General features: G+C 31.5%; 20 protein-coding genes and 1 pseudogene. 2 read left to right on the top strand and 19 right to left on the bottom strand.

Going from position 1 to position 26,171, the window contains the following annotated elements; translation table 11 throughout:
• Position 1 precedes the first annotated feature (1 nt).
• Positions 2 to 916, bottom strand: coding sequence for an aspartate carbamoyltransferase catalytic subunit (locus tag THESIDRAFT1_RS10270; RefSeq protein WP_006570353.1), 915 nt, complete (start codon positions 914 to 916; stop codon positions 2 to 4).
• A gap of 205 nt (positions 917 to 1,121) precedes the next feature.
• Entirely contained in the window at positions 1,122 to 1,658 is a 537-nt protein-coding gene (gene pyrR / locus THESIDRAFT1_RS10265; protein WP_006570352.1) for a bifunctional pyr operon transcriptional regulator/uracil phosphoribosyltransferase PyrR, read from the bottom strand.
• A gap of 220 nt (positions 1,659 to 1,878) precedes the next feature.
• Here pyrR and THESIDRAFT1_RS10260 point away from each other — a divergent pair, with 220 nt between their 5' ends.
• Positions 1,879 to 2,874: an AIR synthase family protein gene (locus THESIDRAFT1_RS10260; protein WP_006570351.1), complete on the top strand. Its 996-nt coding sequence runs from the start codon at positions 1,879 to 1,881 to the stop codon at positions 2,872 to 2,874.
• Between the two features lie 344 nt (positions 2,875 to 3,218).
• Here THESIDRAFT1_RS10260 and THESIDRAFT1_RS10255 read toward each other — a convergent pair whose 3' ends face one another.
• The 17 genes from THESIDRAFT1_RS10255 to THESIDRAFT1_RS10190 form a co-directional block, all read right to left on the bottom strand.
• Positions 3,219 to 4,142, bottom strand: coding sequence for an RluA family pseudouridine synthase (locus THESIDRAFT1_RS10255; protein WP_006570350.1), 924 nt, complete (start codon positions 4,140 to 4,142; stop codon positions 3,219 to 3,221).
• Positions 4,143 to 4,146: 4 nt separating this feature from the next.
• On the bottom strand, positions 4,147 to 4,581 hold the full coding sequence (gene lspA / locus THESIDRAFT1_RS10250; protein WP_006570349.1) for a signal peptidase II: 435 nt from the start codon (positions 4,579 to 4,581) through the stop codon (positions 4,147 to 4,149).
• A 268-nt stretch (positions 4,582 to 4,849) separates the two neighbouring features.
• Positions 4,850 to 5,407: a GNAT family N-acetyltransferase gene (locus THESIDRAFT1_RS10245; RefSeq protein WP_006570348.1), complete on the bottom strand. Its 558-nt coding sequence runs from the start codon at positions 5,405 to 5,407 to the stop codon at positions 4,850 to 4,852.
• A gap of 44 nt (positions 5,408 to 5,451) precedes the next feature.
• Positions 5,452 to 6,126: a M48 family metallopeptidase gene (locus THESIDRAFT1_RS10240; protein ID WP_006570347.1), complete on the bottom strand. Its 675-nt coding sequence runs from the start codon at positions 6,124 to 6,126 to the stop codon at positions 5,452 to 5,454.
• Positions 6,127 to 6,177: 51 nt separating this feature from the next.
• Entirely contained in the window at positions 6,178 to 8,652 is a 2,475-nt protein-coding gene (locus THESIDRAFT1_RS10235; RefSeq protein WP_006570346.1) for a DUF2357 domain-containing protein, read from the bottom strand.
• A complete protein-coding gene (locus THESIDRAFT1_RS14270) occupies positions 8,627 to 8,965 on the bottom strand; it encodes a hypothetical protein (protein ID WP_012269239.1) in 339 nt (112 codons plus the stop codon). Before THESIDRAFT1_RS14270 ends, THESIDRAFT1_RS10235 begins: the two co-directional genes overlap by 26 nt.
• Before the next feature lie 11 nt (positions 8,966 to 8,976).
• A complete protein-coding gene (locus THESIDRAFT1_RS10230) occupies positions 8,977 to 10,377 on the bottom strand; it encodes an MrcB family domain-containing protein (RefSeq protein WP_244262649.1) in 1,401 nt (466 codons plus the stop codon).
• A gap of 124 nt (positions 10,378 to 10,501) precedes the next feature.
• Positions 10,502 to 13,183: a restriction endonuclease gene (locus THESIDRAFT1_RS10225; RefSeq protein WP_244262648.1), complete on the bottom strand. Its 2,682-nt coding sequence runs from the start codon at positions 13,181 to 13,183 to the stop codon at positions 10,502 to 10,504.
• The gene (locus THESIDRAFT1_RS15220; RefSeq protein WP_244262647.1) at positions 13,180 to 13,599 is read right to left on the bottom strand and encodes a DEAD/DEAH box helicase family protein; all 420 of its coding nucleotides are present in this window, start codon (positions 13,597 to 13,599) and stop codon (positions 13,180 to 13,182) included. The genes THESIDRAFT1_RS10225 and THESIDRAFT1_RS15220 overlap by 4 nt, the downstream gene beginning before the upstream one ends.
• Before the next feature lie 12 nt (positions 13,600 to 13,611).
• Positions 13,612 to 15,516, bottom strand: coding sequence for a site-specific DNA-methyltransferase (locus THESIDRAFT1_RS10220; protein WP_006570343.1), 1,905 nt, complete (start codon positions 15,514 to 15,516; stop codon positions 13,612 to 13,614).
• A gap of 13 nt (positions 15,517 to 15,529) precedes the next feature.
• Positions 15,530 to 16,255 (bottom strand): DUF4391 domain-containing protein, encoded by a 726-nt coding sequence (locus THESIDRAFT1_RS10215; protein WP_006570342.1) that lies wholly within the window; start codon positions 16,253 to 16,255, stop codon positions 15,530 to 15,532.
• Entirely contained in the window at positions 16,256 to 18,667 is a 2,412-nt protein-coding gene (locus THESIDRAFT1_RS10210; RefSeq protein ID WP_244262646.1) for a DEAD/DEAH box helicase, read from the bottom strand.
• Between the two features lie 89 nt (positions 18,668 to 18,756).
• Complete coding sequence (locus THESIDRAFT1_RS14260) at positions 18,757 to 19,416, bottom strand: phospholipase D-like domain-containing protein (RefSeq protein WP_244262645.1); 660 nt, start codon at positions 19,414 to 19,416, stop codon at positions 18,757 to 18,759.
• Positions 19,417 to 19,676: 260 nt separating this feature from the next.
• A complete protein-coding gene (locus THESIDRAFT1_RS10205) occupies positions 19,677 to 21,938 on the bottom strand; it encodes an ATP-binding protein (protein WP_006570340.1) in 2,262 nt (753 codons plus the stop codon).
• A complete protein-coding gene (locus THESIDRAFT1_RS10200; protein WP_006570339.1) occupies positions 21,928 to 23,247 on the bottom strand; it encodes an SIR2 family protein in 1,320 nt (439 codons plus the stop codon). The genes THESIDRAFT1_RS10205 and THESIDRAFT1_RS10200 overlap by 11 nt, the downstream gene beginning before the upstream one ends.
• 213 nt (positions 23,248 to 23,460) lie before the next feature.
• Positions 23,461 to 24,324 carry an RAMP superfamily CRISPR-associated protein gene (locus tag THESIDRAFT1_RS10195; protein ID WP_050985864.1) on the bottom strand — a complete coding sequence of 288 codons (864 nt, stop codon included), beginning with the start codon at positions 24,322 to 24,324 and terminating at the stop codon, positions 23,461 to 23,463.
• Positions 24,311 to 24,694, bottom strand: a complete 384-nt coding sequence (locus tag THESIDRAFT1_RS10190) for a hypothetical protein (RefSeq protein ID WP_006570337.1) — start codon at positions 24,692 to 24,694, stop codon at positions 24,311 to 24,313. The genes THESIDRAFT1_RS10195 and THESIDRAFT1_RS10190 overlap by 14 nt, the downstream gene beginning before the upstream one ends.
• A gap of 192 nt (positions 24,695 to 24,886) precedes the next feature.
• Here THESIDRAFT1_RS10190 and THESIDRAFT1_RS14255 point away from each other — a divergent pair.
• Positions 24,887 to 26,165, top strand: a pseudogene (locus THESIDRAFT1_RS14255) (transposase).
• The last annotated feature ends 6 nt before the right edge of the window (positions 26,166 to 26,171 follow it).

Below are 26,171 nucleotides of genomic sequence, written 5' to 3'. Positions count from 1 at the left end.
TTTAATTTCTCCTTTCACAAAGTATTTTTAAAAGTGCCATCCTGACAGCGACACCATTCGTTACCTGTTCTTCTATGACAGAATACTCAGCATTTGCTGCTTCTGAAGTAACTTCAACATTTCTGTTTATAGGTCCTGGATGCATCAATATCGCATCAGCTTTTGCAAGTTTCATTCTCTCTTTATTTATCCCAAAATATTCTCTGTATTCGTCAATTGATGGGAATAGTCCACTTTTTTGCCTTTCCAATTGAATTCTTAGTCCCATCACTACATCCGCATCCTTTATAGCTTCTTCTACATTGTAGTAAGCTTTAACTCCCATCTTTTCTATTTGGGGTGGCATCAAGGTGGAAGGGCCTGCAACTCTCACTTCCGCCCCCATCTTTTTAAGTCCCCATATATTTGACCGTGCAACTCTGCTGTGCATAATGTCTCCTATTATCGCCACTTTTAATCCTTCAAAGCTTTTTTTCTTTTCTCTGATTGTCATCATGTCCAACAAGGCTTGGGTGGGATGTTCATTTATACCATCTCCTGCGTTTATGATAGAGGCATCTGTGTATTTTGCCATAAGATGCGGCGCTCCACTCATGTTGTGCCTTGTTATTATCACATCCGCCTTCATCATCTCAACAGTCCTTATGGTGTCTATTAAAGACTCCCCTTTAGCAACACTGCTGGTTGCCACTTCTATATTGCCGTAATGAGCGCCTAAATACTTTGCTGCCATCTCAAAAGATAGTCTTGTCCTCGTGCTAGGTTCGAAAAAAATCGTCACAACTGTCTTTCCCTTTAGTATCTGCGAATATTTTTCTCCATTTAGAATTTTTTTCATCTCCTTTGCAGTGTCTAAAACTTCCAGTATTTCTTCTTTCGATAAATCCTTAATACCTAACAGATCTTTTCTATTCACATTGCCTTCCTCCTTTTAAAAAAAGAGTAGTCACCACATCACAATAATGTGAAATGGTACTACTCTTTTTGTATAAAATATTCTTTTCTGTTAAAATTAGGGTTTCAAATTTTGGCATAAAAAATCCTCCCTTTTTAGAGTTTAATACTCCGGGAGAATATCTATCATTCTCCCTTTTTAGCCTCGCTGGGCTAAATTAAAGGTGCTACTTTTCAGTTATTACCACTCTGTTGACTTTGTCTATTTCCTCCAACATCACATTTACTATTTCATTTTTTGATGTTGGAACATTTTTACCTACATAATCTGGCTTTATCGGCAATTCCCTGTGCCCTCTGTCTATTAATTCTGCCAGCTGTATTGCCTTAGGCCTCCCTAAATCGATAATTGCATCCATAGCAGCCCTTATAGTCCTTCCTGTGTATATCACGTCGTCCACTAACACCACTATTTTACCTACCACATCCACACCTATATCTTTTTTCTTGACTACAGGCTGTTCAAGGTCTGTGGTAAGGTCATCACGGTATAGGGTGATATCCAATGACCCTACTGGAGGCTTTTTTCCTTCAATTCGCGATATATACCTTGCTATTCTTTCTGCTAAAGGCACTCCTCTTGTCTTAATGCCTACCAAAACCACATCTTCAATGCCTTTATTCCTTTCCACAATCTCATGGGCTATTCTTATCAAGGCTCTGTCTATGGCTTTTTCATCCATTATCTCTGCTTTTATCTTCAACTTCACAACCTCCACAAAAAAGCTTCTTGCACTGGCAAGAAGCTTTTTATGCTACATATAATTATGCCAACCTTGCCAGCCTCACAGGACTGCTTAAAGGACTTCGTTTTCTATATATTATCACATTCTTTTCAACTTGTCTATAGGGAATATTTAAAAAAATAAAAATTGTGCTAAGATGTTAGTATTGACACCAATATTAAAAGAAGGATGTGACAAAATGGAAGTAGGAAAAGTACCTGTAGAAATACTAAAAAGAAGTGTTTTCCCTTATCTTGGCGCTAAAAGAAAAGAAGTTTTAGTCCACTCCCAATTAGGAGAAGACAGTAGCATAATAGATTTCGGCGAATACGTGGCGGTCCTTTCAACAGACCCCATAACAGCATCAGAGAAATTAAGCGGCTTTTTATCTGTCATAATATCCTGTAATGATTTAGCTTCTTGTGGCGCAAAGCCAATTGGAATATTATCAACTATACTACTGCCCGAAGGCAGTGATGAATCTGTACTCCATAATTTAATGGAAGAAATAGATAAAGCAGCAAAAAAGCTCAACATAGAAGTTTTAGGAGGCCACACAGAAATAACCACTACAGTAAACAAGCCTATTATAAGCACAACAGCAATTGGCATGGCTAAAAAAGGTGAGTACATAACCACAAAAGGCGCAAAAATAGGCGATGATGTCATAGTTACAAAAGCTTTAGGCCTTGAAGGCACAGCAATTTTAGCAACTGACTATGAAGATTTGCTGCTAAAGCACTACGATAAAGATTTTATCTTAAAAGCACAAAGTTTTATAAACGAAATAAATGTCATAGAAGAAGGACTTACTGCAGCACAAAATGGTGCAAATGCAATGCACGATATAACAGAAGGAGGAATATTAGGAGCAGCCTATGAAATCGCAGAAGCATCAGGCCTTGGCATTGAAATATATGAGGAAAAATTGCCAGTACGCCCTGAAACAAAAGAAATTTGCCGTTTTTTTGGCATAAACCCTTTAAAGCTCATATCCAGCGGTTCAATGATAATTACTGCCAGTGATGGAGATAAAATAGTCAAATCTCTATCTGAAAAAGGAATACAAGCTACAATAATAGGTAAAATTATAAAAGAAGGGAAATATTTAATAACATCAAAAGGAAAAGAAGAAATAACTCCACCAGAGCGAGATGAGATATATTTAGTAAATAGAGAGAGGATAAAAGTTTAATTCTTGCCTGAAGTTGTTGACAAAATATTTATAAAAAGTCCAGCTTTTATGCTAGAGGGCAGCCTCACGTTTTGAGTCGTGTCTAATGCTCGTTTTGGGCAGCCTTTCAAAATGTCACCCTGAGGCGTAGCCGAAGGGTCTCAGACCTTAAAGCTTAGCTTATTGCATGTCTTTTTTGTCTGAGATCCTTCGCCAGACCCTTCGTTTCACTCAAGGCTCCGCTACGCTCCGGCTCAGGATGACATGTAAAAATGTTCTTGATGACATAAAAAATTAAACATAACATGCAAATATACAATTTCAATAGCTTCGCAATATACCCATAAACATAAAATCTAAACTTTTTAATGAGTGGAACGTCTTAAAATTTCAATCAACCTTACAAAATACTCAGGAAGAGGAGCTTCAAACTCCATGTAAACTCCTTTTGTAGGATGCATAAATCCTAAAACACGTGAATGTAATGCCTGCCCTTCCAACTTAAACTTTTGCTTTTTAAAACCATATACTGGGTCCCCTACAACAGGATGACCAATATAAGCCATATGCACTCTTATCTGATGAGTCCTCCCTGTCTTTATAACCGCCTCTACTAATGTATTTTCTTTAAACCGCTCCAAAACTTTGTACAATGTAAGAGCATATCTTCCATCCTCTATTACAGCCATCTTTTTCCTGTCAACAGGGTGCCTTCCTATAGGTGCCTCAATTTCCCCCGCTTCATCTTTTATAACTCCTTCTACAATAGCAACATATTTTTTAAAAACACTTCTCTCTTTTATTTGATTAGAAAGGCTTATGTGAGCTTTATCATTTTTGGCAACAACCATCACACCAGAGGTATCCTTATCAAGCCTGTGAACTATACCCGGCCTTAAAATGCCGTTAATTCCCGATAAATTTTTGCAGTGGTAAAGAAGTGCATTTACAAGTGTACCACTGTAATTTCCCGGTGCCGGATGCACTACCATTCCCTGGGGCTTATTTATCACAATTATATCATCATCTTCATAAAGAATATCCAAAGGTATATTTTCTGGCAGTACATCAATTTTCTCTGCCTCTGGGATATTTACAACAACCTCATCATTCTCTTTTACCTTGTAGCTGGGCTTTACCGTTTTACCATTTACAAAAACAAGCCCATCCACAATCAATTTTTTAATATAAGACCTTGTGTAATCTAACTCTGCCGCAAGAAAAACGTCTATTCTCTTTCCCTCATCCTCTTTTTCTCCTTGCAAAACTATCTTATCTACTACGTTCATCCCATCACGCCTTCTCCCTAAAAATCATAAGATATCCTAATATAATAGCTCCTATAACTATAAAAGAATCTGCAACATTAAAAACCGCAGGGAAAAATTTAAAATCAATAAAGTCTACAACATATCCGAGTCTAACTCTGTCTATAAGGTTTCCAATAGCGCCCCCCAGGATCATAGCAAGTGTATAATTATACACACTATTACCTGGCAGTTTAATCATAGAATAAATTAGCACAGCCCCTACAATTACTGTTATAACTATAAAAAAAAGAGTCTTATTCTGAAGCATACCAAATGCCGCACCTTTATTCTCCACATAAGTAAGATGAAAAAAATTCTTTATAACCGGATAACTTCCTATAGGCATAAGATATTTCACTGCAAGGTATTTTGTCACTTGATCAAATAAAATCACAAACGCTACAATAATTATCTCCAACGTCAATTCCTCCTATGTATTCATTTGTTTTTGTAACCATATTGCTGTACGAATATATTATACAGGAAAATTACAAATTAAACTATAGCTTAATTTATAATTAAACCTTCTGCAAAATATTAATCTATGTCTGTAATGAATAATTAAAATTAAATATTTCCTTTAGACACAAAGAATATTCTAAATTTTATGCAAAACAAGCCATCCAATATAAGGCGCTTATTGCCTTAGATGGCTAAAAAAACTGATTAATTTTCTAGTCTATAATCTAATTATTTAATTCATACTCTCTTTTCAAAATAGAATACATCTTCATATCCCAAAATCTCCCTTTTATAAAAACTGTTTCTCTCAATATCCCTTCAAACTTCATACCAACTTTTTGCATTACTCTCTCAGAAGGTATATTTTCCACCTTGCACCTTGCCTGTATTCTATTAAGATTCAACTTTTTAAAGCCAAACTCTATTACTTTTTTAACTGCCTCTGTCATAAATCCTTTATTCCAGTATTTTTTGCCAAGCACATACCCTATTTCTCCTGTCATATTCTTTTCATCAATAAATACATATCCACATGTTCCAATTAATTTGCCATTTTCTTTTAAATATAATCCCCAGTCTGAAGGCTCACTATTTGCATATTTTGACAACAAAAGATTAATAAACTTTACAGAATCCTCAATACTTTTATGATATTCCCATGATACATATTTTGTAACTTCTGGATCCCTTGCGTATTCAAACATGTCTTCCGCATCTTCTAAACTTATTTTCTTTAATATAAGCCTTGGAGTCTCAAGAACAGGTTGATAAAACTTTTCCATATTTTTTACTTCCTTCCTTAAAAATATATACAATTAATTTTCACTTACAAATTCAGCAAATAACCATTTTTCTTGAGCCAGTCTTCCTGCTTTTTATAATCTGGCATTAACATCTTTACTTTTATCCAGAAATTCTTTCCATGATTTCTTTCTTCCAAGTGTGCAAGCTCATGCACAACAACATAGTCTATTACAGAAATAGGAGCCATTATAAGTCTCCATGAAAAATTTAAGTTTCCTTTTGAAGAACAGGATCCCCACCTTTTTTGTGCAGACGTAATATTTATTTTATTGTATTTTAAATTACTTTTCTTAGCATACCACTTGACTCTTTCAGATATCTTCTTAAAAGCTTCTTTTTTATACCAATCAATAAAAACCTCTTTTGCTTTATCTAAAAAATCCCTTGAAAGATAAAAACCATCTTCAAACTTAAGAGGAATCTCCTGATTATCTACTATATACAGCTTATAATACTTACCAAGATATAAAAACCCTTCCCCATTCACAAATTCCTTTTTTAAAGCTTTAGGATCCCTTGCCTCTATCTCCTTCTTTTTCTTCTCAATCCACCTTGAATGCTTTTCTATAACCTCCCAAATTCTCTTTTCATCTATACCAAAAGGTGCCCTCACTATAAGAGTAGCATTATCTGTAATCTGCAAGGCTATTGTCTTTCTTTTTGAACGTATTATTTTCTCAATCTTTATGTCTAACATAATTTCACTTCCTATAATGGTGATAAGATACTTAATTATTTTTAAAATATACTATATCTTATTTCTTATCCTCTTTATAATTGCATTAGGTCTTTTTGAAAATTCTTCTATAGGTATTTTATCTCGTAAAATATCATCTTTATAGATATTATAATAACCCTCATTTATAAATATCGTTAAATTCCCTATTTTAAAGCCTGTTATTTTTGTATTTTCGTCAATCACTTTACTATTAATATTGACTTTTAAAAATTCTTCTTGATGCTCATACAACCTCTTAAGTTCCAAATAAAGTCTATAGTCTTCTTTTGTTTTTATACAAAGTTCTGATACGTTTTTTGCATTCTTAAGAAGAAACAAATTAGTATATATACGATTTGTAACTCCAAAAGGACCACAAGTAATAGGTCTTTCAAGCTTTTTCCATTCTTCTATTTCAAATTTCACATATAACTCATCAGAATCCTTTGGTATTTCTTTTATATCTTTCCTTTTTACTATTTCAAAACCTTTTATCCTCCCATAATAGTGTATCCCAGCTTCTTTATCAAATTTTTTGATTGACTGGTATATCGCAACATATTTAAACTTCATACCGCTAGACTTAATATTTTTATAAGGTATATGATAAAAATTATATTTGAGATTTATATCAAGCTGCTCTTTACTTGACAACGGAGCAACAAGTACTTCTTTATCATCAAACTTTACTTGATCAATGTATTCATATGTACCACCTTGAAAAACTGAATCTTCAAAAGCTGATTCAAAAGAATTATTTATAAGGTCATCTATGAATTTCTCAACAAGCTTAGTAGAACCAGGTAAAAATGGCAGTCCTCCCACATTAACTTTTTCAATACTTTTATAAAAATGATGTTCTTTATATTTTTCTTCGTCAGAATATGGAAACAATACAAAAGCCCCGAAAATCATTCTCTCAAAATTTTTATTATTTTTATTTTCATACACAATGGCATCACGGTATCTATGCATAGTGTTTATATCCTCTTCTTCCGGACCTGGAGAACGATATTTATTATAATAATCTGTATCAACAACTGCAGGATTTATTTTGTATTTTGCATCAAGTACATATTTAAATATAGTATTTGATCCAACTTTGCTCAACGATAATATACTATCAGGCATTTGAGGTGTAGTTGGGATATTATCATATTTAAATTTCTTATTGTACACTAGGGAATATATCTCCCCATTTTTTGGATTTTGATATTCAACACGAGTCTCCTCGCCTTTTGTCAAAGTAACAGTAAGTCCTCGATTATTAAATTTAATAATACCTTGCTTTACAAGACTATATTTTTCTCTCAATATTGAATTAAGTTTGATAAAACACCAATATTCATATAATATAGCCAAATCTTTCATAGATATTTTAAAAATGTATTCCCTTATCATAAGTCCCTTTAAAAGCATAATATAATATTTATAAACATCCTTGTATCCTGGCGCCATATTAAGCACAAGGGAAAGTGAATTCATAGTATATATATCTCCAACATCTTTCAAAAAACTGTAATTTAAATGCCTTCCAAGCTTATATATCATCGCTTCAATGCTTTTTTTAATATTTTCATCAACAATACTTGATTCTTTTTCATAATTTTTCTTAACTAAATTAAGCTTTTTTATTATAGATTTTATAATGTATTTTACCAATCTGTTTTCATATGTATCATAGGTAATAGAACTCTTTACAGAGCAAACTTTGTCAACTATTATTTCCCCATTAATGTTCTTCACATATTGAGGATGCTTGTTAATCCATTTTATTCCCTCTCTGTCAACCCTTTTTGCAGTATAATATTTGAGTATTTCCCTATCTTTTTTTAATACATGATGGGGCATATTTAGCACAATCATGATCGATTTATTTAACTTATCAAACACTTGATTTATAATCGCAAAAAATTCAGTGAGGCTGTTTCCTACATTGTTTTTAGTCATGCTATAAAAGTATGTCCTTTTATAAAAATCAAATATAAGATTGTATAATTCATTGTTAATATCTTGTAAAAGAGCATAATAATCCTTTTGATAGTCAATTTTAGAAGGAAAAACCTCAATAGTTACCTTTAGATATTCTCGATTATTAACTAGCATAATAAGCTCTGAATATCCAATATCATTTTTAAAATTAATAATACCTGATAATACTCTTTTGGAAGCACCTACAAAACGTACTTTGTTCCTAATATTTATATTCTCATGCCAAAATGACACCTCATCATCAGTTTTTTTCTCAATCACAATTTCATAATTTTGCTGTTCATAAAAAAGAGGATAACTATCCCCCGTATATGACACCAACTTATCCTCTATTGGTGAATAAATTTTAGCAGTATATTCTGTACACGAGATATATATTTTTGCCTTTACGTTTTCATTGATATTTAAAGCTCCAACATTAGGATGATAGGGATTGCCTTTTATTGAAAAATCAAATTTCGGAGTAGATATATAAAGCAGGTCAACATCAGAGCCAGTATGACGTAAATCCATCTTCTTCATATCTCCTTACCATATAAATAATTTTTTCTGCTGACCTTGGATATACACAATTATCCATATCTTTAAGCATCTTATCACTAACATCCATATCCTCATATTCATACTTGGCTTCATAATTGCCAGAACATATTTTAAATAATTCGACAAGTATTTTCTTTATACTGATACTGCTTCCGTGTATCCTGGGCAAAATCTTTTGCAATATTTCTAAATCCATCGCTTCATCAAAATCCATTAAACCATTTAACTCATTGTATATCATATAAAAACTTATTTCATCTCTCACCCTATAACCAAAATGCAAATTTCCCTCTCTTAGAACATCATTAATTTTTTTAAAACCAAAATCACATCATCAATAATTTCCCTATAATCAAGACAATCATTTAATGTTAGAAATTCACTCTTCAAAAAACTATTGTTTAATACTTTTTCAGTAATTTCTTCGATATCTCCAACAAAATAATCGAGGTTTACATCAGAAAACTCAATAACATTTGCTCTATCAAGCACTTTTTTGCTAAAGGGAAACGTAGTCTCATCCATATTAACAGTGCCAATGAAATATAAATTTTCAGGTATGTACAAATTGCCATATTCATGGAAAGAATCTTCATCTAACAGTTCTTTGTTCAAAAGGGGATCTGTAACAATTCTATCGCCATCCTTTTTTCGTGACTCTATAATTGAAAGAATATCGCTGAAATAATACTCTACACGTGCAAGGTTCATTTCATCCAATACAAAAAAGTAAGGTCTATTTATATCGTTTATAGCCCTTTTTATAAAATTTGTTAAAACTCCAGGATGAAATTTATTATGCATATCTTTGTAACCTAATAATTCCGTAGAATCTGACCAGTCGGGTCTTACAGGTACCAACATAAATCGTCCATTCTTCGTATTGCAACCTATAGCCTCCGCAAAAAGTCTTGCAAGTTTGCTTTTCCCTGTACCTGAAATACCTGCAAGAATTAAAAATGGCTTTGACTTCAAAGATAAATAAAAATTTTCTATTAACTTATCATTGTAGCTAAACCCATGATTTTTTATGTAACTTTTTATGTATTCAAGTTCATCTTTGACGTTATAACTAGTATCGTTGTCAGGTATATAATCTTCCTCATTTTCATATATTTGTTCCTTATCTTCACCGCTTAAAACAGAAACATTTTTATAAATATTTATCAAATCATGAAGGTCATTTTTTAATGTTTCATCATCTGGTAAATCATCATTCTCATATTTTTTATAAAATATTGTCCCTTTTTCATAAAATTCATTGCCAATTGATAAATTATTATCTGTATTCCATCCCTTTGCCTCCATTTTACTCCTTATCTTTAAAGCAAGAGATAACATTTTTTTAATGGCCACAAGTTTACCATATTTATCTTTTAACTTAGTATAGCCTTGATTCAAAGTTAAATATAGCCTTTTCATATCAAAAGAAAATAGATAAACAATATATACCCCTTCCATTGTAGTTTGTGTAATATTTTTGTCCATAATAGCAACCCAAGGAATTTCTGCCCAGTTACCTTGACCATTAGAGCCTTTAATAAAATATTCATCACCTATAAAATCAAATTTTTGTATCTCCTGAGGTATTTCTTTTCGTAATATATCTCCTATTCTATTTCCTTTAAATGGCTGTGAGGTTCTTGCTTTTATATAATTATCCATAACCTCTTTAAAAAGAGTCTTTAGTGACATTTTTATCTTACCTTTCTCAAAAATATAAATTTCTCTAGTTATTATTCAAAATATCCCATTTTTATTTAATTAAACACTTTATATATTTCGACATGTATTTTAAAAATTCCTTCTTAAGCCTTTTTTAACTTCCTTTCACTACATTATTTTTTTGAATACTTCTATTTACAATATCTTTAAATCTTTCATAGCTATTGACCCAATCAAAAACTACATCACTGGATACGGTGGCAAAATGTTTACGGGCACATTCAATTTTGGCTTTTTCCACATCGGTTAAATTAACTCTTTCTTTTTCAAATTTTGATTCCACAATAAAATACAACTTTGCCTTATGATCATCAACTTTATGTATTATTGCCCAGTCAGGAGTATAATTTCCATAAGGGGTTTCAATGACAAGTCCTCCCTTTTTTAATTTTGTAAAGAGAAGAACATCAGGATCTTCATCAAGGCTTCTTGCAAATTCATACTCCCCATGACTATCTACACGGATATATTTCTGGAGAGCTTTTCGGTATTCTTCTTTTGTTTTATATGCTTTTTTAGCACTTTCATTTAGCATCCATTGTTCAATTTCATCCACAGCAAAAATATTCTTCTCTTCAAACACAACTCCATCCAAAACCTCATATTCTATATTCTTAGCCTGGAATTCATTCAATTTATTCTGAAGAATCTTAATTACTTCATCTAAAATCTCCTGTTTCTGTAATAAAATTTTATTTTCCAAAGCCGAATAAATTCTGATTAAAGCTTTCCTTGGTAAGAAAGTTTGATGCATGAGATAATTTATTATTTCAAAATCACTTTTATTATTTTCTATTTCTTCTATTCCAAGATTAATTGTAAATTTAGCAGGATCATGTATTTGCAACTCATTAGATTTTTTGAAATCTATACCTCCTGTTGCTATTTCATATTGACGATAAATAAATTTATTAGTTAGATGTTTATTAATTTCTTCTATACTTTGTTTAATAAACTCCTCTTTATCAATGTTTACATGGTAAATTGTTCTTTTGTTTATTCGTTCACGTAATTCTGCTAAAAGCTTTTGAAATTCTTTTTCCGTTACAAAACTGTGGTATCCATTTTCTACAGGTTCTTCATCACCATTTTTAATCTCAATTCGTTTACTACCTTTTGCTTTCATATTTTCTATAAATTTCTCTTTAATAGCTTCCTGATACGGTTGTAAAATTGCATTTGTAAAATCATAATATATTATCTCTGCTGCATCTTTCGTTAGTTGGTTAGTTTTAGCATTAATAATTCCAGCATTAATAAGTTCAGTCCTAAAAGCTTCTACTGTATCTGCCACAAGAAATTCCTCTGGAATCCCAGCGTCTGCCAAGGTTTGATAAATAACTTCAAAAGTAACTTCTTCCTGATCTAGTCCTTCCTCCAATCTAAAATCTTTTTGCAAGGCTTCAGCGAAGTGATCGTAATAGTCATTGGCAATTACAGTCAAAACATTTATTTCACTGTCAAAACATCGGTTTCCATAAATATCCACTGGCAGTCGCAAGCCTCGTCCTATTTCTTGCTTTTTAGCAATTTCTGAACTTCCTTTTTTTAATGTACACAGTTGGAAAACATTAGGGTTATCCCAGCCTTCTCTTAAAGCTGAATGAGAAAAAATAAATGCCAATGGTTCATCAAAAGAAATTAGTTCATCCTTTTTCTCTAAAATAAGCTGTATTCCACGTTCAATATCTTCCTGAGATTTAGCTTTTACCTCTAATTCATCTTTCCCCCAGTCCCAATCCTCTATCTCAGTTTCATTATTTTTCTTATCCCGTGCAAAATAACCTTCTCTTACCTTTTGCACATTTTTGTATTCAGGAAATAAATCAGGATATTTTTTAAAAAGTTCATTATATCTTGGATCTTTAATTACTTTTTCATATTCCTCATCAAAAATGCGGGCATAAATTCCTCGACCGTCAGGTGCTTCACTATCTCTAAAATTTTTAACCCGATCTATAAAGAAAAGTGATAAAACTTTGATTTTATAGCCTTTTTCTAAAATTTTTAGTTGCTTTGTTAAATGCGTTTGAATAGTTAAACGGATTAATATTCTGATTAAGTCCAGTTCATCTAAGTTATAATTATTTTCTCCTTCTTTTAATATTAAGATACCTTCCTTATAACCAATTTTCAATCCGTTAATTTTGTGCGGGTCTTCCAATACAATCATATCTTTATATTGGGATAATTCTCCGGATAATTCATAAAGGCTTACCCCTTTTTGCACATTGAAGGTACGTAATTTAACTTGCCCGCCCGGTTCACGATAGAAAATTTCAATTTTTGCTTTTAAGTCCCGGGTAAATTCTATATAACGAACATAAGGGTAGTCTTTACTGATATTGCCATAAACAGTTTTAACCTCAATTTTCTTTACTAAATCCTGTTTATAAGCCTGGTACGAATCAAGTTTATATACTTGATGGTAAAGCTTTTTATGAGTTGCTGAATACCTTAAAATGAATAGCGGATCCAATTCTTCAATAGCCTTTAAAGAAGCACTTTTCTTTTTCCCATTTCCTTCAAGTCGCTGTGGTTCATCTATAATGACAATTGGTTTAGTATATTTTATTAGGTCCCACAAAACTCGCCCTCTTTCATCTTCTCTGCGAATTTTATTGCTGTCTTTATTAAATGCCTGTATATTCATAATTACAATGCGTAAATCCCTAGCTTCCACAAAGTCCATTAACTTATTTAAATTATTCGAATCATAAACGAAAGCATAATTTGAAATGTCAAGGTCATAAAGGGTTTTTAAATGTTCTTTCAAAATTTCAATATTTTTTCCACTCCTTTACGAATAGCCACTGTAGGCACTACAATTATAAACTTCAAAAAATTATAATTTTTATAGAGCTCCAAAATAGTCCGCAAATATACGTAAGTTTTACCAGTACCTGTTTCCATCTCTATAGAAAAATTATATATAGGCTGTAAATCAGGAGAGGGAAAGAGCATGTTTTGAGTTTGTATTTCTCGTAAATTTTCTAGAATAACATTCCTTCCTATGTCCAATCTATTCCTTATAATTTCCTCAGATATACGTCCTATATGTCGGGTTTTCCCACGATAAATTACATCCCCCAGCTCCCGATCTTGTCCTCTAAAGAGGGCTACAACTGAGTTGATAGCTTTCTTTTGGTATTCTAAATTATCATCAAAGTTAAATATAACTTTCCTTGTCATTTAGCCCACTCCTTAAATAAACTCTACTCTGTAAGTCTGGTCTTTTCCCTGGTTAAAAAGCTTTATTTGTGTATCAAGTCTGTGCAAAATATTTAACTTCAAAGAAATATCATCATCAAAAGCACTATCTCTAAAAATAATTTTTATCGGTTTTGGTTCTAAAGAAGCTATTTTATCCACAATATCACTGGTAATCGTTTCTTCAAGACATACTACTACACTATCGGCAAACATATATGTTCGATTCCCTATATTGGTAAGTTTTTCAATTTTAGATGTAAGTGGGAAATCTCTGTGACGTAGCATAATCTCATAAACTACATCAATATCAGTAAAGCCAGGATTAAAGTCTAAAGCATCCTTAACAGAAAGAGCGCTTTCGCTTAAAGTAATCTGCTCACCGTCAAAAACCTCATCATTCCATCGAATATTTGTTTCAGCTACCTTAAAAACTTTAAAACCAATATCAAGGTCATCAATCCACTCCTTATCCTTAAATTCTTCTTTAATCTTTTCTCCAGCCCTACGAATCCTTTCTTTACCAATATCGGCAATGGTTTTAAAGCCAGCTTTATAGGCTTCGGAATCTTCTGGACAAGGTTCTGGTAACTGCACCATAATAAATTTGCGTTTGCCACCATCTTCGGCATTAAGCTGCATAACGGCATGAGCTGTTGTAGCTGAACCAGAAAAGAAGTCAAGAATGATAGAATCTTTACTAGTTGAATAGAAAATTACTTTCTTTATAAAGTTTAGTGGTTTTGGATTGGGAAAAAATTCTCCTTTCATCAATTCTCTTAATTCTTTAGTTCCATTTTGATTCATATATGAATTTTCAACAAAATCTAAACTATTTACAGGATTTCTATAACTTTTTAATTCATTTTTATATCGTTTAAAAATAAATCCTCTTTCATTGTTTGAATGTCTTTTTTTAAATACAATTTTTCCGTTTTTTATATATTCACTTAATGTTTCTTTTGAAAATGCCCAATATCTACCTTTGGGTGGTAAGTCAATTTTCCCTGTATAGGGATTTATTATTTCAAAGTATAAACTTGGACCGCCGCTTTTCGCACTAGGATCTGCACTTACCCAATCCCCATTAGGATCATTATCAGGATTATCATATGCATCGAAATCTTTTTCCTCTCCTTCTAAGAAAACATTTTCTATTATTTTGGCATAACATACCAAACTTTCATGTTGTAAATTAAAACCAGTATTTTTGTCGCCAGTCATTGACTTGGTTTTTCTGATGATCTCTCCTACAAAATTCTCCTCCCCAAAAATCTCATCACAAATCTTTCTTAAATTAGCCACTTCATTATCATCAATACTAATAAAAATTACTCCATCATCGGAAAGCAAATCCTTAGCTACTTTTAAGCGTGGATACATCATATTCAACCAATTGGAATGGAAGCGTGCAGAACTTCTCTGGTTTTTAATTAATCGTTCACCATTTTCATCAAGTTCGCCTTCTTCTTTGTCGCTTTCTTCTTTTAATTTTTTAAAGTCATCTTTATAGATAAAGTCATTGCCGGTGTTATAGGGCGGATCTATGTAAATCATTTTTATCTTGCCATAGTACGAATTTCTAAGAAGTTTCAAAACTTCCAAGTTATCTCCTTCTATATAAAGATTTTCTGTAGTATCCGGATTTTTGCTCTCTTCAGGTACATACTTTAAGGTTTTTCCAACTACATCGGTTAAGGCAAGCTGTTTAGCTAAAGTCTTCCCTGGCCAGGTAAGCTCATATTTTTCCTTCCCTACCTCTTCAACTTGGCCAAGTTCCTGTTTTAGCGCTTCAAAATCTACTTGACCATCTTTTACAACAGTAGGAAATAATTCAGCAAGCTTTTTGATATTGTCTTGGACTGGATTAAATATTTCCTTTGACACTTTATTTTCCATTTTATTGCCCCTCCTAAATAGCAATTATTTCATTTAACCTTAAAAAACTACTTTTTATTTTTGAATTAAGGCTTGCCTTTTCTGCTAATGTGATCGACTTGCTCAGATGATTTTGAAGATTTATGATTTTCTTTAAAAGAGTCCTTATTTCATTCATTTTTTCAATATCATAAAAGATATTGGTATCTAATGCCCTTAAAGCTCCGGTCCAAAGATATTTATAGTTAATAAGATAGGCTTTCGTTATAATTTCTGTGTAAAAGGTGAGTTTGTTACCAGTGTTTAATATTTTAGTAAAAGCTAAATATTGATCAAATAATGTTGCATTTTCATCTGGGAAAAATAAAGAACTTCTCTGAGTAAAAATTATATCATCTATGACAATTTCCTGCGAATCAATTTTACTTAATCTTTTTAAAGCAAAACAGTACAGGTAATTGCCTTTATTATCAATAAACCGTAACACCGCAGGAGGTTTAACTGTTTTTTGTAAAATTCCGCCAATAAAATTAGAATACTTTAAGTCATTAACTTTTATATCAAAATAAAGAATAGCTTGATAGTTATAATCATTGTTTATTAATGACGGTATTTCTTCTCCAATTATTTGGTGTGTTAAAGTTATTCCTTTAACATCTTCTTTAAATTTTTGTTTCTCTTGTTTTGTTAGTTCCCCGGTTAAAAAGGTTTTTATATCGAAATTTTTATCAATCTTATATCTCTCAGGTACTCCAAGCATTTACATCACCACAAGAAAGGATACTAACTCAAAATCATCAGCACTTGTATGGGCAAATTCATTTTCGTAGCCACCAAAGTCAAAAATACTTGTTTCAGCTTTTCTTTCTTCCTCACCTTTAATACTATCAATTGCCTTATTCAAAAGATTTGAATAAAAGCTCATATCAGTTGCATTTTTAGTTTGCTGATTAAACAAATCAATTAGTTCGGTATTTGGTTTATTTTTCCCATAAGAAAGCTTTCTAAATTGCATTAAAGTCTCTCGTGAACTACCGCTTCCAAAATATATTTCACCGTCATGGGTAACATAAATTAAGTAATAGGGGTAAAGAGAACTATTACTTTCAGGCTTAGTATTATCTTCAAGATGCCTAAAGCAAAAGATACAACCTGGTTTTTCCCCTTTAACCACAGAATAAATTCCTCTCGGTACTCTTTTTATTTCAGGATGACTACGCACATACATGGACAACTCATATAGGTAATCGTTCATATTTAGGTCTGTTATAGAAATATTATCTGATAATTCATCAATATCAACTATTTCATTTTGCAATCGTTCCAATTGCTTTTTACGAAAGTCGAAGTCATTTAAATCTGGATTTAATATATCATCTTCTCCGGTTGCAGTCAAATTTACCGCCAGCATTTTTTGTTTGACACGGTATTCTAATTGAAGATATTCATTTAGTTCTAAATTCGGGAAAAAATTTATCATAGCTATTCGTTCATTTTTGCTTCCAATCCTATCAATACGACCAAAGCGTTGAATTAAAATAACTGGATTCCATTGAATATCATAATTTACCACGCAATCAGCATCTTGAAGGTTTTGACCTTCGGAAATACAATCAGTAGCAATAAGAATATCTATTTGTTCATTTTCGGGTAATTTTCTCTCTAATTTAGAATTGGGAGAGAAATAAGATAGTATAGTATTAAATTCTTTAGAAATATTTAGCGTTGTTTTAGGTTCGCCTGTCCCAGTTACAAGCGCAGTATGAATTCCATGTTTTTTCATTTCTTGTGCAATAGTATCATAAAGATAATATGCGGTATCAGCAAAAGCAGTAAAAATTAATACTTTTTTATTGCCTGGATTATAAGGTGTCTTAGTTATTTTTTCTTCTAAAAAGTTTAATAAGGTTTTTAATTTTTCATCTCTCTGTTCTTGCAGAACAATATCAACACTTTTCAATAATTCTTCTATTTTCCCTTTATCGTGATATAAGTCAGCCAAATATATTCCTTTCATTAAATGATTAACATTTATTTCATACTTATAATCCAATAATAATTCTTCATCGTCATCTGATTCTTCAAATTCTACTTCTAAATCTTCACTACTTTTTTCAAGCAATTCTATATATCTATCAATTCTCTGAAGAAGACGTTGTAAAGTCTCCCTAAAAGCATAAACAGAGCTTTCTAACCTTTTAAATAAATTGAATCGGTGTAGTACGGAAACAAAATATTCTCTTTCTTCATGATTAAATAGCACTCTGTCACCACGAACTGTTTGGAATTTTTCTACATAATATTGCTTGTATTCAGGTTTAATGTATTTCATAGGTTGATAAACTGCAAGTGTTAACATATCAAGCTTTTCATCTGTATCATAAAATTTTAGTAATTCCCCTTTGCTATCAATTTCTGGTTTATAAGTTTTTGGTGGAAGTTTTTCAGGAAAACTACCTATTTCATCATTGCCATAATACATAGTGATATGCTTACGACTTCTCGAAATTGTAACCATTTCAAGAAGTTTAAAAAATTCTGATGGAAGATTATCCAATAAATCCTTTTTATTTCTATTTGGCTCTTTAATCCAATCATTTATTACTTTTTTCGCTTTTTTTAATACCCCTTCAATGCTTATAATACCATCTTCCTTAAAAGCTTCGTCATTATCTATAGTAATTGTGCTCAACTGATTTTTTAAGTCATTTAGAGAATTGTTTACGGGTGTAGCTGTCAGCATTAAAACTTTTGTTCTAACCCCTTTTTTAATAATTTCATTTATCAATCTTCCATAACGTGAAAGTCTTTCTGGATTATCATTGCGATTTCTAAAGTTATGGGACTCATCGATAACAAGCAAATCATAATTTCCCCAATTTATTCTGGATAAATCAAGGCCGCTACGGGATCTCCCAAAACGACGACTTAAATCACTATGACAAAGAATATCAAATGCAAACCGATCTCTGGCAAAACGGTTATCTATGTAAGAATTTCTGAATGAATCCCAGTTATCATACAACTTCGCCGGTGTTAAAACTAAAACTCTATGTTGTCGTAACTCATAATATTTTATTATAGCTAATGCTTCAAAAGTTTTTCCAAGCCCTACGCTATCAGCAATAATGCAGCCATTGTATTTTTCAATTTTGCGTATTGCAGAAACCACTGCATCTTTTTGAAATCGAAAAAGACTTTTCCAAATCTCAGTATCTTTAAAACCAATATGATCGCTTTCAAATCGCTCTATATCGGAATCTAATTGGTCTCCAAAAAGTTCATAAAGGGTAAAAAATAAAGAAATTCCGGATCGTATTCTTTATAAATGAAATTAAGATTTTCTAAAAGTTGCTTCTTGAAATCTTCTGTATATCCCTTATTGTTCCAAATAATCTCAAAACCTCTTTTAAGTTCTTTAACCTGTTTCGAATCAGTAATTTCTATATTAAAATTCATTGGAACTATACCATTTTTCCTGGTTTTGCGGATAATTTCCAAAGAAGAATCCCCAAAAACTCCATAGTCTTCATCTATTAATATGAAATTGCTTTTTAAAAGCTCTTTCTTTTTTATCCTTTTTACATTCACGTGTTTTTCAATAAAATTATACATACTACGAGCTTTGCTTAGATGCCCCAATTTATTTTTTTCAACTATTTCATAGGAGTTAAAAAATATATTATCAGCAATTCTACCAATTTCAAATTCCCGAGAAATTTCTTTGCCAGTAGGAATATAAGTAGAATCTCTTAGAACAAGATTTATTTCTTTGACTTTTTCCATGTCGAATTGCAATTCACTAAAAACAGAAAGTGTTAATTTATCATTAACAATGTTTATTGTACTATTCTTTTTATTTTTAAGTATAGTTTTTATCCGTTGTATTAAAACATCATTGGAATTTATTACTTCAGCCATTCTCCTATCCCTCACCATTTAATCACCTATTATATATAGTAACATATTACATAAAAATATTATATAGTTCTCTATAAATCAAAATATGTATTTTGCCACTCTTATAAATAAGATATCTTTATATCCCTAAAAAGCTTTAATTATATCAAAGATATTTCTGACTTAGACCTTATTCTTACATAATAATATCACTAAAGTTAGTTTAGAAATATCTTTATTTATAAAATCTTTATATAATTGTAATTTAAACCAACTTTATCTTAAAAACTTTTATCTTCATTAAACTCTGTCTGAAATTCATTAATTTCTTCATTATTTACAATGTCATCTATTTCTTCATCACTTTCGCCATCTTGCATTTTATTGTTTGCTTTTTGCTGCCAATCTACAACTATATCGCTCCAATTTATCGCTCTTTCCTCTTTATTAACCCATACATCCCAAAAATCAGGATCTTTTGATTTAGGTTGATGGTTTTCTTTTAATTCATTCATTTCCACCATCGTAGGAATAGGTGCTGCCCATCCCAATAAAATTGCCTTTCGTGAAGGTAACACAGAGAGTTCATTGAAAATTCCTCCCATTGTATCTGGTACAAGCTTTTTCACCATTTCTTGGTCTCTGTCATTTACAATCCTATGAAGCAAAAATGTATTGCACTGAGATAAAACCGTCTGAGATAGTTCCGATGGCCTTTGTGAAGAAATAACTAAGCCTACACCAAATTTCCTACCTTCCTTAGCTATTTTTTCAAAAATTTGAGTACATAACCTTTGTGCAGAAATATTATCATCTTCAGTTTCATATCTTTTTATAAGATTATGTGCTTCATCAACTACTAAAACAGTCGGTAAAATCTTATCATTTTGTTTTTTGTATCTGTAATGTGCTTCAAAAATAATTCTTGCCATTACTGAAACTACAAGATAAAGAATTTCAGAAGGTAAAAGAGATAAATCAATAATTGTAACAGATGGCTTTTCTTCATTGTTACCTATGTAGTCTTCAAGCCATTGTTCTAATGTAAAGTCCTTCGCTGTTTCAGTACCAATAACTGAAGCAATACGTTTATCTGTAAATAAACTTCGCACACGCATAATAAAAAATTCCAAATATTGCTGCTGATTAGTTTCTTGTGCTAATTGATTAATATGAGTAAGAAAATCATCATTTCTAAAAAAAACAGGTGAATCTTCATCAGGTCCTTCATAAGGTATTAAAGGTCCAATTTCGTCTTCAGCATTCTTCAAAATATCTAACAGAGGATTTACATCTTGTAAACTAAAAGCTGGATAATAATTACTTGCATTTTTTTTATGTTCATCTAAAATTTCCTTAATTTTTTCTGTAATCTTGCCCTTTGTATCTTTGTAGTTTTTATCTAATTTACTTTCATCAAAAGTTTTTAAAGATTTCTCTATGTTTTCTAAAAATTCTCCATAATTTTGTTTGCCTGGAAAGTCTGAAAGTTCTGCTCCCTTTTTTTGAAAATTAATCAAACGGATTTTAAAACTCGTTAAAAAATTTTTAAACAATATACTTTCAGTCTCATTTTGTACAAGCCCAGCATTTTTTATTTCCCTTAATGCCCTTCTTAATATGGGTCTTTGTGTTTTTTCAGTCGCTTGTGCAATAGAAGCCCATTCCCAGCTATTCCACATCCACGACGGAACTTTAAGCTGTTCTGCTTTACTGTCATCTCTTATTCGGACTTCATACCTTTTTACATTTACAATATCATCAAAACAATTCCCATATTCACCATTAGGATCAAAAATGATAAATCTTGCATTTGTTTTTTTAGTTATACTTTCTAAATATCGATCTTGTTCTGTTATAGCCGCCTCATCAGTCTCTTCAATTATTGAAGGTTTATCTCCTTCTATTGGATTTCTAATTTTATTTTCTTTGTCAGCTGCCTCCAAAGACCATCTTATAAGTCCAGCTACTGAGCAAGATTTGCCACTGCCCGTATTTCCTAAAATTGCTAGGTGTCTTCCAAACAACTTATCAGGGTCAACATAAACAGGAGCATTTGCCGCTAAAGGTGATGTTCCTATTTTTACCCTCGCATTTCTATCTTTATTTTGTACGATGGCTCTTAGTTGTTCCTGGCTTGGAATAACAACTATATCGCCCACAGAAGGGTAACTATATACACCGCGTTCTATCTCATAGTCCATTTTGTTACCATTTTCTTTTCCTTTTAAAATTCCAAGTGGTGAAAGAGAAAGCTTTCTAAGTGGAAATGGCAAATCTACTATGTCAAAATCTTTATACCCTTTACGTTTCGGATATGGTGAATACTCAATACCTACCCATGAAATAATTCCTATGATAGCCCCTAACTCATTTGGTATTAGAAGATATCCATTAATACGTGGAAATAATTGAGGTGTTCCAGTATTTAAAGACGTATTTAATGGTGCATCTATATCGAGTAAAACCTTTATCTCTTTTGGAGAGACAAATTCTACTGTTCCGATCACTGTCTGTCTAACATTTTCAAAATTATAATTCACTATTAACACCTTCTTTTATTGGAAATATATTATTATCATTTTCTTTGCTCAGTTTACCCCTTTTTTCAAGAATTGCAACCTGTCGCTCGGTTATTCTATCAATAGCTGGTTTTGGTAAATAAAACTTTGTTAATATACTAAAATCCGCCAAGTCTTTTCCTATTAGAAGTGTCAGCTGCGAAAGATTACATTGTTTTATAAATCTTTTTATTCTGCCATAAGCTAAATCACGAGAAATAATTACTAAATGTGTAGATGGTATAGTCAACATGTCTAATATAATACGATTAATATGTGAATCTCCAAACCCGTATCCATAAGTTACCAAAACAGAGTTAGGTCTACATATTGCCGTTGAAAAATCACGGAACAATTCAGAATAAGGGAAAAATGCTGTTTCTACCGCTTTTGACGAGTTAGGGTAAATTACAACTTTTTCAAAAGGATTTTTAAAAAAATCTTCATTTGGCATTTCTCCAAATGATATAGGTGTTTTTACTATTCTATCACCATCAAATTCCCAATCAATAGAACCATGAAGTTTTGCAAACCTCACAACTCCTTCTACATACCGTGGTTCTCCTCTTATCCCAGGGGGATTATAATGATAATCTAAGTCAATTCGGTGAAAACGCATAATTGGTTTTAATTTTCCAATAAACCTATCAAGAATTAAAATACCAGCTTCGTCCAAACCATATTCAATAAACCTGTCATAATTTGTAGTAAAAATATTTAATCTATCCCTTGTTGCTGTTCTACTCGCAAAACTTATTAGAAAATTTTTTAATAACATTAATAAATTTTCGCCATCTTTTTTACTCGCTTCATCTTGTACTTTTTTTAAAAATTTCTTTTCTCCTTCTATTATCCCTGTAAGAAATTTTTTCAGTTGCTCATTAATTTCATCTTCCAAATTCCTCATGTTATCCAAATCACCTAAGATTTCATAACCCTTCAATAATTCCATTGCGACTCGAAATGTGTCCTCAAAATTGGCAGAACATCCCCTCATGTTTTTAGCTTCTTCATCAGCCATATTATTTATTTTAGATTTATATACTTCATTATTAAATTCCATTTTCGACATTAAATTTCCCGCATCTGATAAAGCTATACTTAACCCCTGTCCTACAAGAAGTGATAAATGTTCACTTTGGAAAATAGCTGTAAGCCATGGTTCTATTTTAGAACGAATTTTTAGTTTATCATATTCCTCTTTGTTTTTATATTCATCTGAATCAATATCAATTTGTTCATTTGATATAAATAAGATGTTCTCTTTTTGATAATTAATTTCTTCTTCCACGTTTTTCCCTCCAATTTGATATAAATTTATTTTAATAAGACTTTATAAATCCCTGCCTATAGTTAAAAAAATAAGAGATTTTTTGTTGCCTTAAAACAAACTCATAAAAAATATGACTACATAAAAAACGACAGTAATATTTTTGTAAGTATTATATTAAATATAAGATTGATTAAATTTTTGTAGTTATAAATTTAAATACAAGCATTTGTTTCATATTCCACTTTCAAATATCCCCTTATTAAGCCTTAATTTTATATCATCTGTTATTTCTACCTTACTTCCAGGGACAAAACATACGTAAATGTTTTTTTCATTTTTCTCCAAAGAGGGTACCGCTCCTGCAAAATCTAAATGTACAATAGTTTCAAACCTGCCTTTTTTTAATTTAACATTCTTTGATTCAACATAGTTGGTTAAAGGCTTGTCCGATTTTATAAGAATTCCGTCATTATTTATTTGCCATTCTTTTAGGTGATCTCCTGAAATTGGCTTTTTACTTTCTAAAATCATTTTTCCAAAACCATATCTTATATCGCCACCAACAAAAATTTCTAACCCTTCAGATAAAAATTTCTCATATTTATCATTTAAAAGTCCTATTAACCCTTTCCAATAAAGCTGTTTACTATTATCCCTCTCGTCCTTACTTCGATTTAAAATAGTCTCAATTTCGTGAAGTGATTCATCTTTTGCAGTTTTTGTATCTGGAATAACTGCAGTTGAAATATATGTATCTGTAAATTTTGCTCTAAATTCTTTTTCACTGTACCTGTTTTCACTATTATGCTCTTTATAATATAACATCCCTTTGTAATATTCGAGAAAATAAATATTTCCTTTGTCAAAAGAAGGATAAAAACAGGTAATCATTTTAAAATTGTCCTGCGTTTCTTTAAAAATTTCTTCTGAAGATCCATTCCTTATACCATAGCTATTTACCAGAGCTCCCCACATTGTATACCCAGGAATAAATATATGCGTCTGTGCAATAACTCCATAATTGTATTTCCCGATATGCATTGGGGTAAGCTGTTTAAAAGTTAATTCAAACCATTTAATTTCACTCATTTTCATCACCATTTACTGCTTTGGCATGATAACGTGCATAAATTAGCGCTTTTTCTAACGATTCTTTAAAAAACAGCAATTCATATATATCTTTAGATAATTCCTGAAAAAATGTCTCTTCATTATCAATTTCATTATATTTAGATTGTAAAAAAGGCTTTAAAGATTCCATTGGCTTTTTAATAAAAATTTCACTATATTTCTTGTCATCTTTTTTATCTTTGCTCAAACAAAAAACATAATAGGCATACACACCATCATTTGATAAAACTCCCAAAGCTTTATCAATAAACCTGAGGATTTCTTTATTCCCTTGAGAACTGTTTACTATGTCAAAACCTAACCTGTTTAATTCAGCATCGAGATTTTTAGACATAAATATCACCCCTTATCAATTACTCAAATAGACTTGTGCAAAATTCAGAAGCCTTCATTTAAGCCATTCTACAGACATACTTTTTTCCTATCACTCTTGAATTTTTTATCTTTTATGTAGGATTTCCCCTCCCATTTGTCGAATTATTATATATACACTATAAAAAATTTTTTAAGAAGGAGGAAATCCTACATGTATCAGCTTCAATTACTTTTAAATATACCTGAACTCTTTACCTCTCAGTCTAAAATTGATTTCTATTCTTCTATGTTTGAAAATCTTGACCTGTCTTCAATACCTGAATTCCCTTCCTCTAGTCCTGGCCGTAAGGGTTACTCTCATCATGCACTTTTTAGAGCTTTTATTGTCATGAAAGCTGAAAGATTCGGCACAATTTCTGACCTTTTAGATTATCTCCGCAATAATCTTATCATTGCTCATCTTTGTGGCTTCGACATTTCTAAACCTCTTCCTTCTTATTGGACTTTTCGCCGTTTTATTAATGAGTTCTCTCATGATTATTTGACCTCTATCTTTCAAAACCAGGTCAATATCCTCAAAAATATGGGCATTATCTCTGGTGAGTTTATTTCCATGGACTCTACCCCTATTAAAGCTAACACTAAGTTAAATAACCCTAAGTCTTTTTCTAAAAATAAATTCTCTAAAGATAATCAGCCTAACTCTGATAAGGATTGTAAATTAGGCGTTTATTCTGCTTCTAATGATTCTTCTAATAAACGCTATAAGTTTTATTGGGGGCTATAAAAATCACATTATTGTTGATGCTATCTCTGGATTGCCTATCGCTGAAACTACTACTCCCGCTGATGTCCCCGATTTTGAAGTTGCTTTGTCTTTACTTGAGAAGACTAATAAGTGGTTTAACCTTAAGTATGTTAATTTTATTGCTGATAAAGGCTATGATGTTAAGAAACTTTATAATTATGTTAGAGATACTCTCCACGGTCATTGCTTTATTCCTCTTAACAAGCGCAATTCTAAAAATCCCCCTCTGACTGATGATGGTTATATGGTCTGCGAAGCGGGTATTAAAATGCTTAAAGATGGCAAGCAGTATTTTGATGGTTTTATTAAGCAAAAATTTGTTTGCAAGTTCTGTAATTCTAAAGATGATTCTGCCTGCCCTATAAATCATCCTAAATATCTTAATGGCAAAAAGCATAGAGGCTGTACTAAGTATGCTATTATATCTTCTGATTATAGGTCCTCTATTAATAGAGATTCCCTCTATTTTAAGGCTGTCTATAGATTGAGAATTGAATCAGAAAGATATAATTCCCGCTTTAAAGCTCTGGATTTTGAAAAAGCTTATGTTAGAAATATTAATTCTGTCAGCAACCTTAATACTTTTGGCCATATTACTTTGCTTACTGTTGCTATTGTAGCTATTAAACTGGGTAAATTTGATGAGTTTAAGTCCCTTGTTGGTCTAATGCAATCGGCTTAACTTTTG

The organism is Thermoanaerobacter siderophilus SR4, from assembly GCF_000262445.1.
In the GTDB taxonomy this organism is placed as follows: domain Bacteria; phylum Bacillota; class Thermoanaerobacteria; order Thermoanaerobacterales; family Thermoanaerobacteraceae; genus Thermoanaerobacter; species Thermoanaerobacter ethanolicus.
The sequence above is the reverse complement of the archived record's forward strand: the minus strand, read 5'-3'. Positions and strand labels throughout refer to the sequence as shown.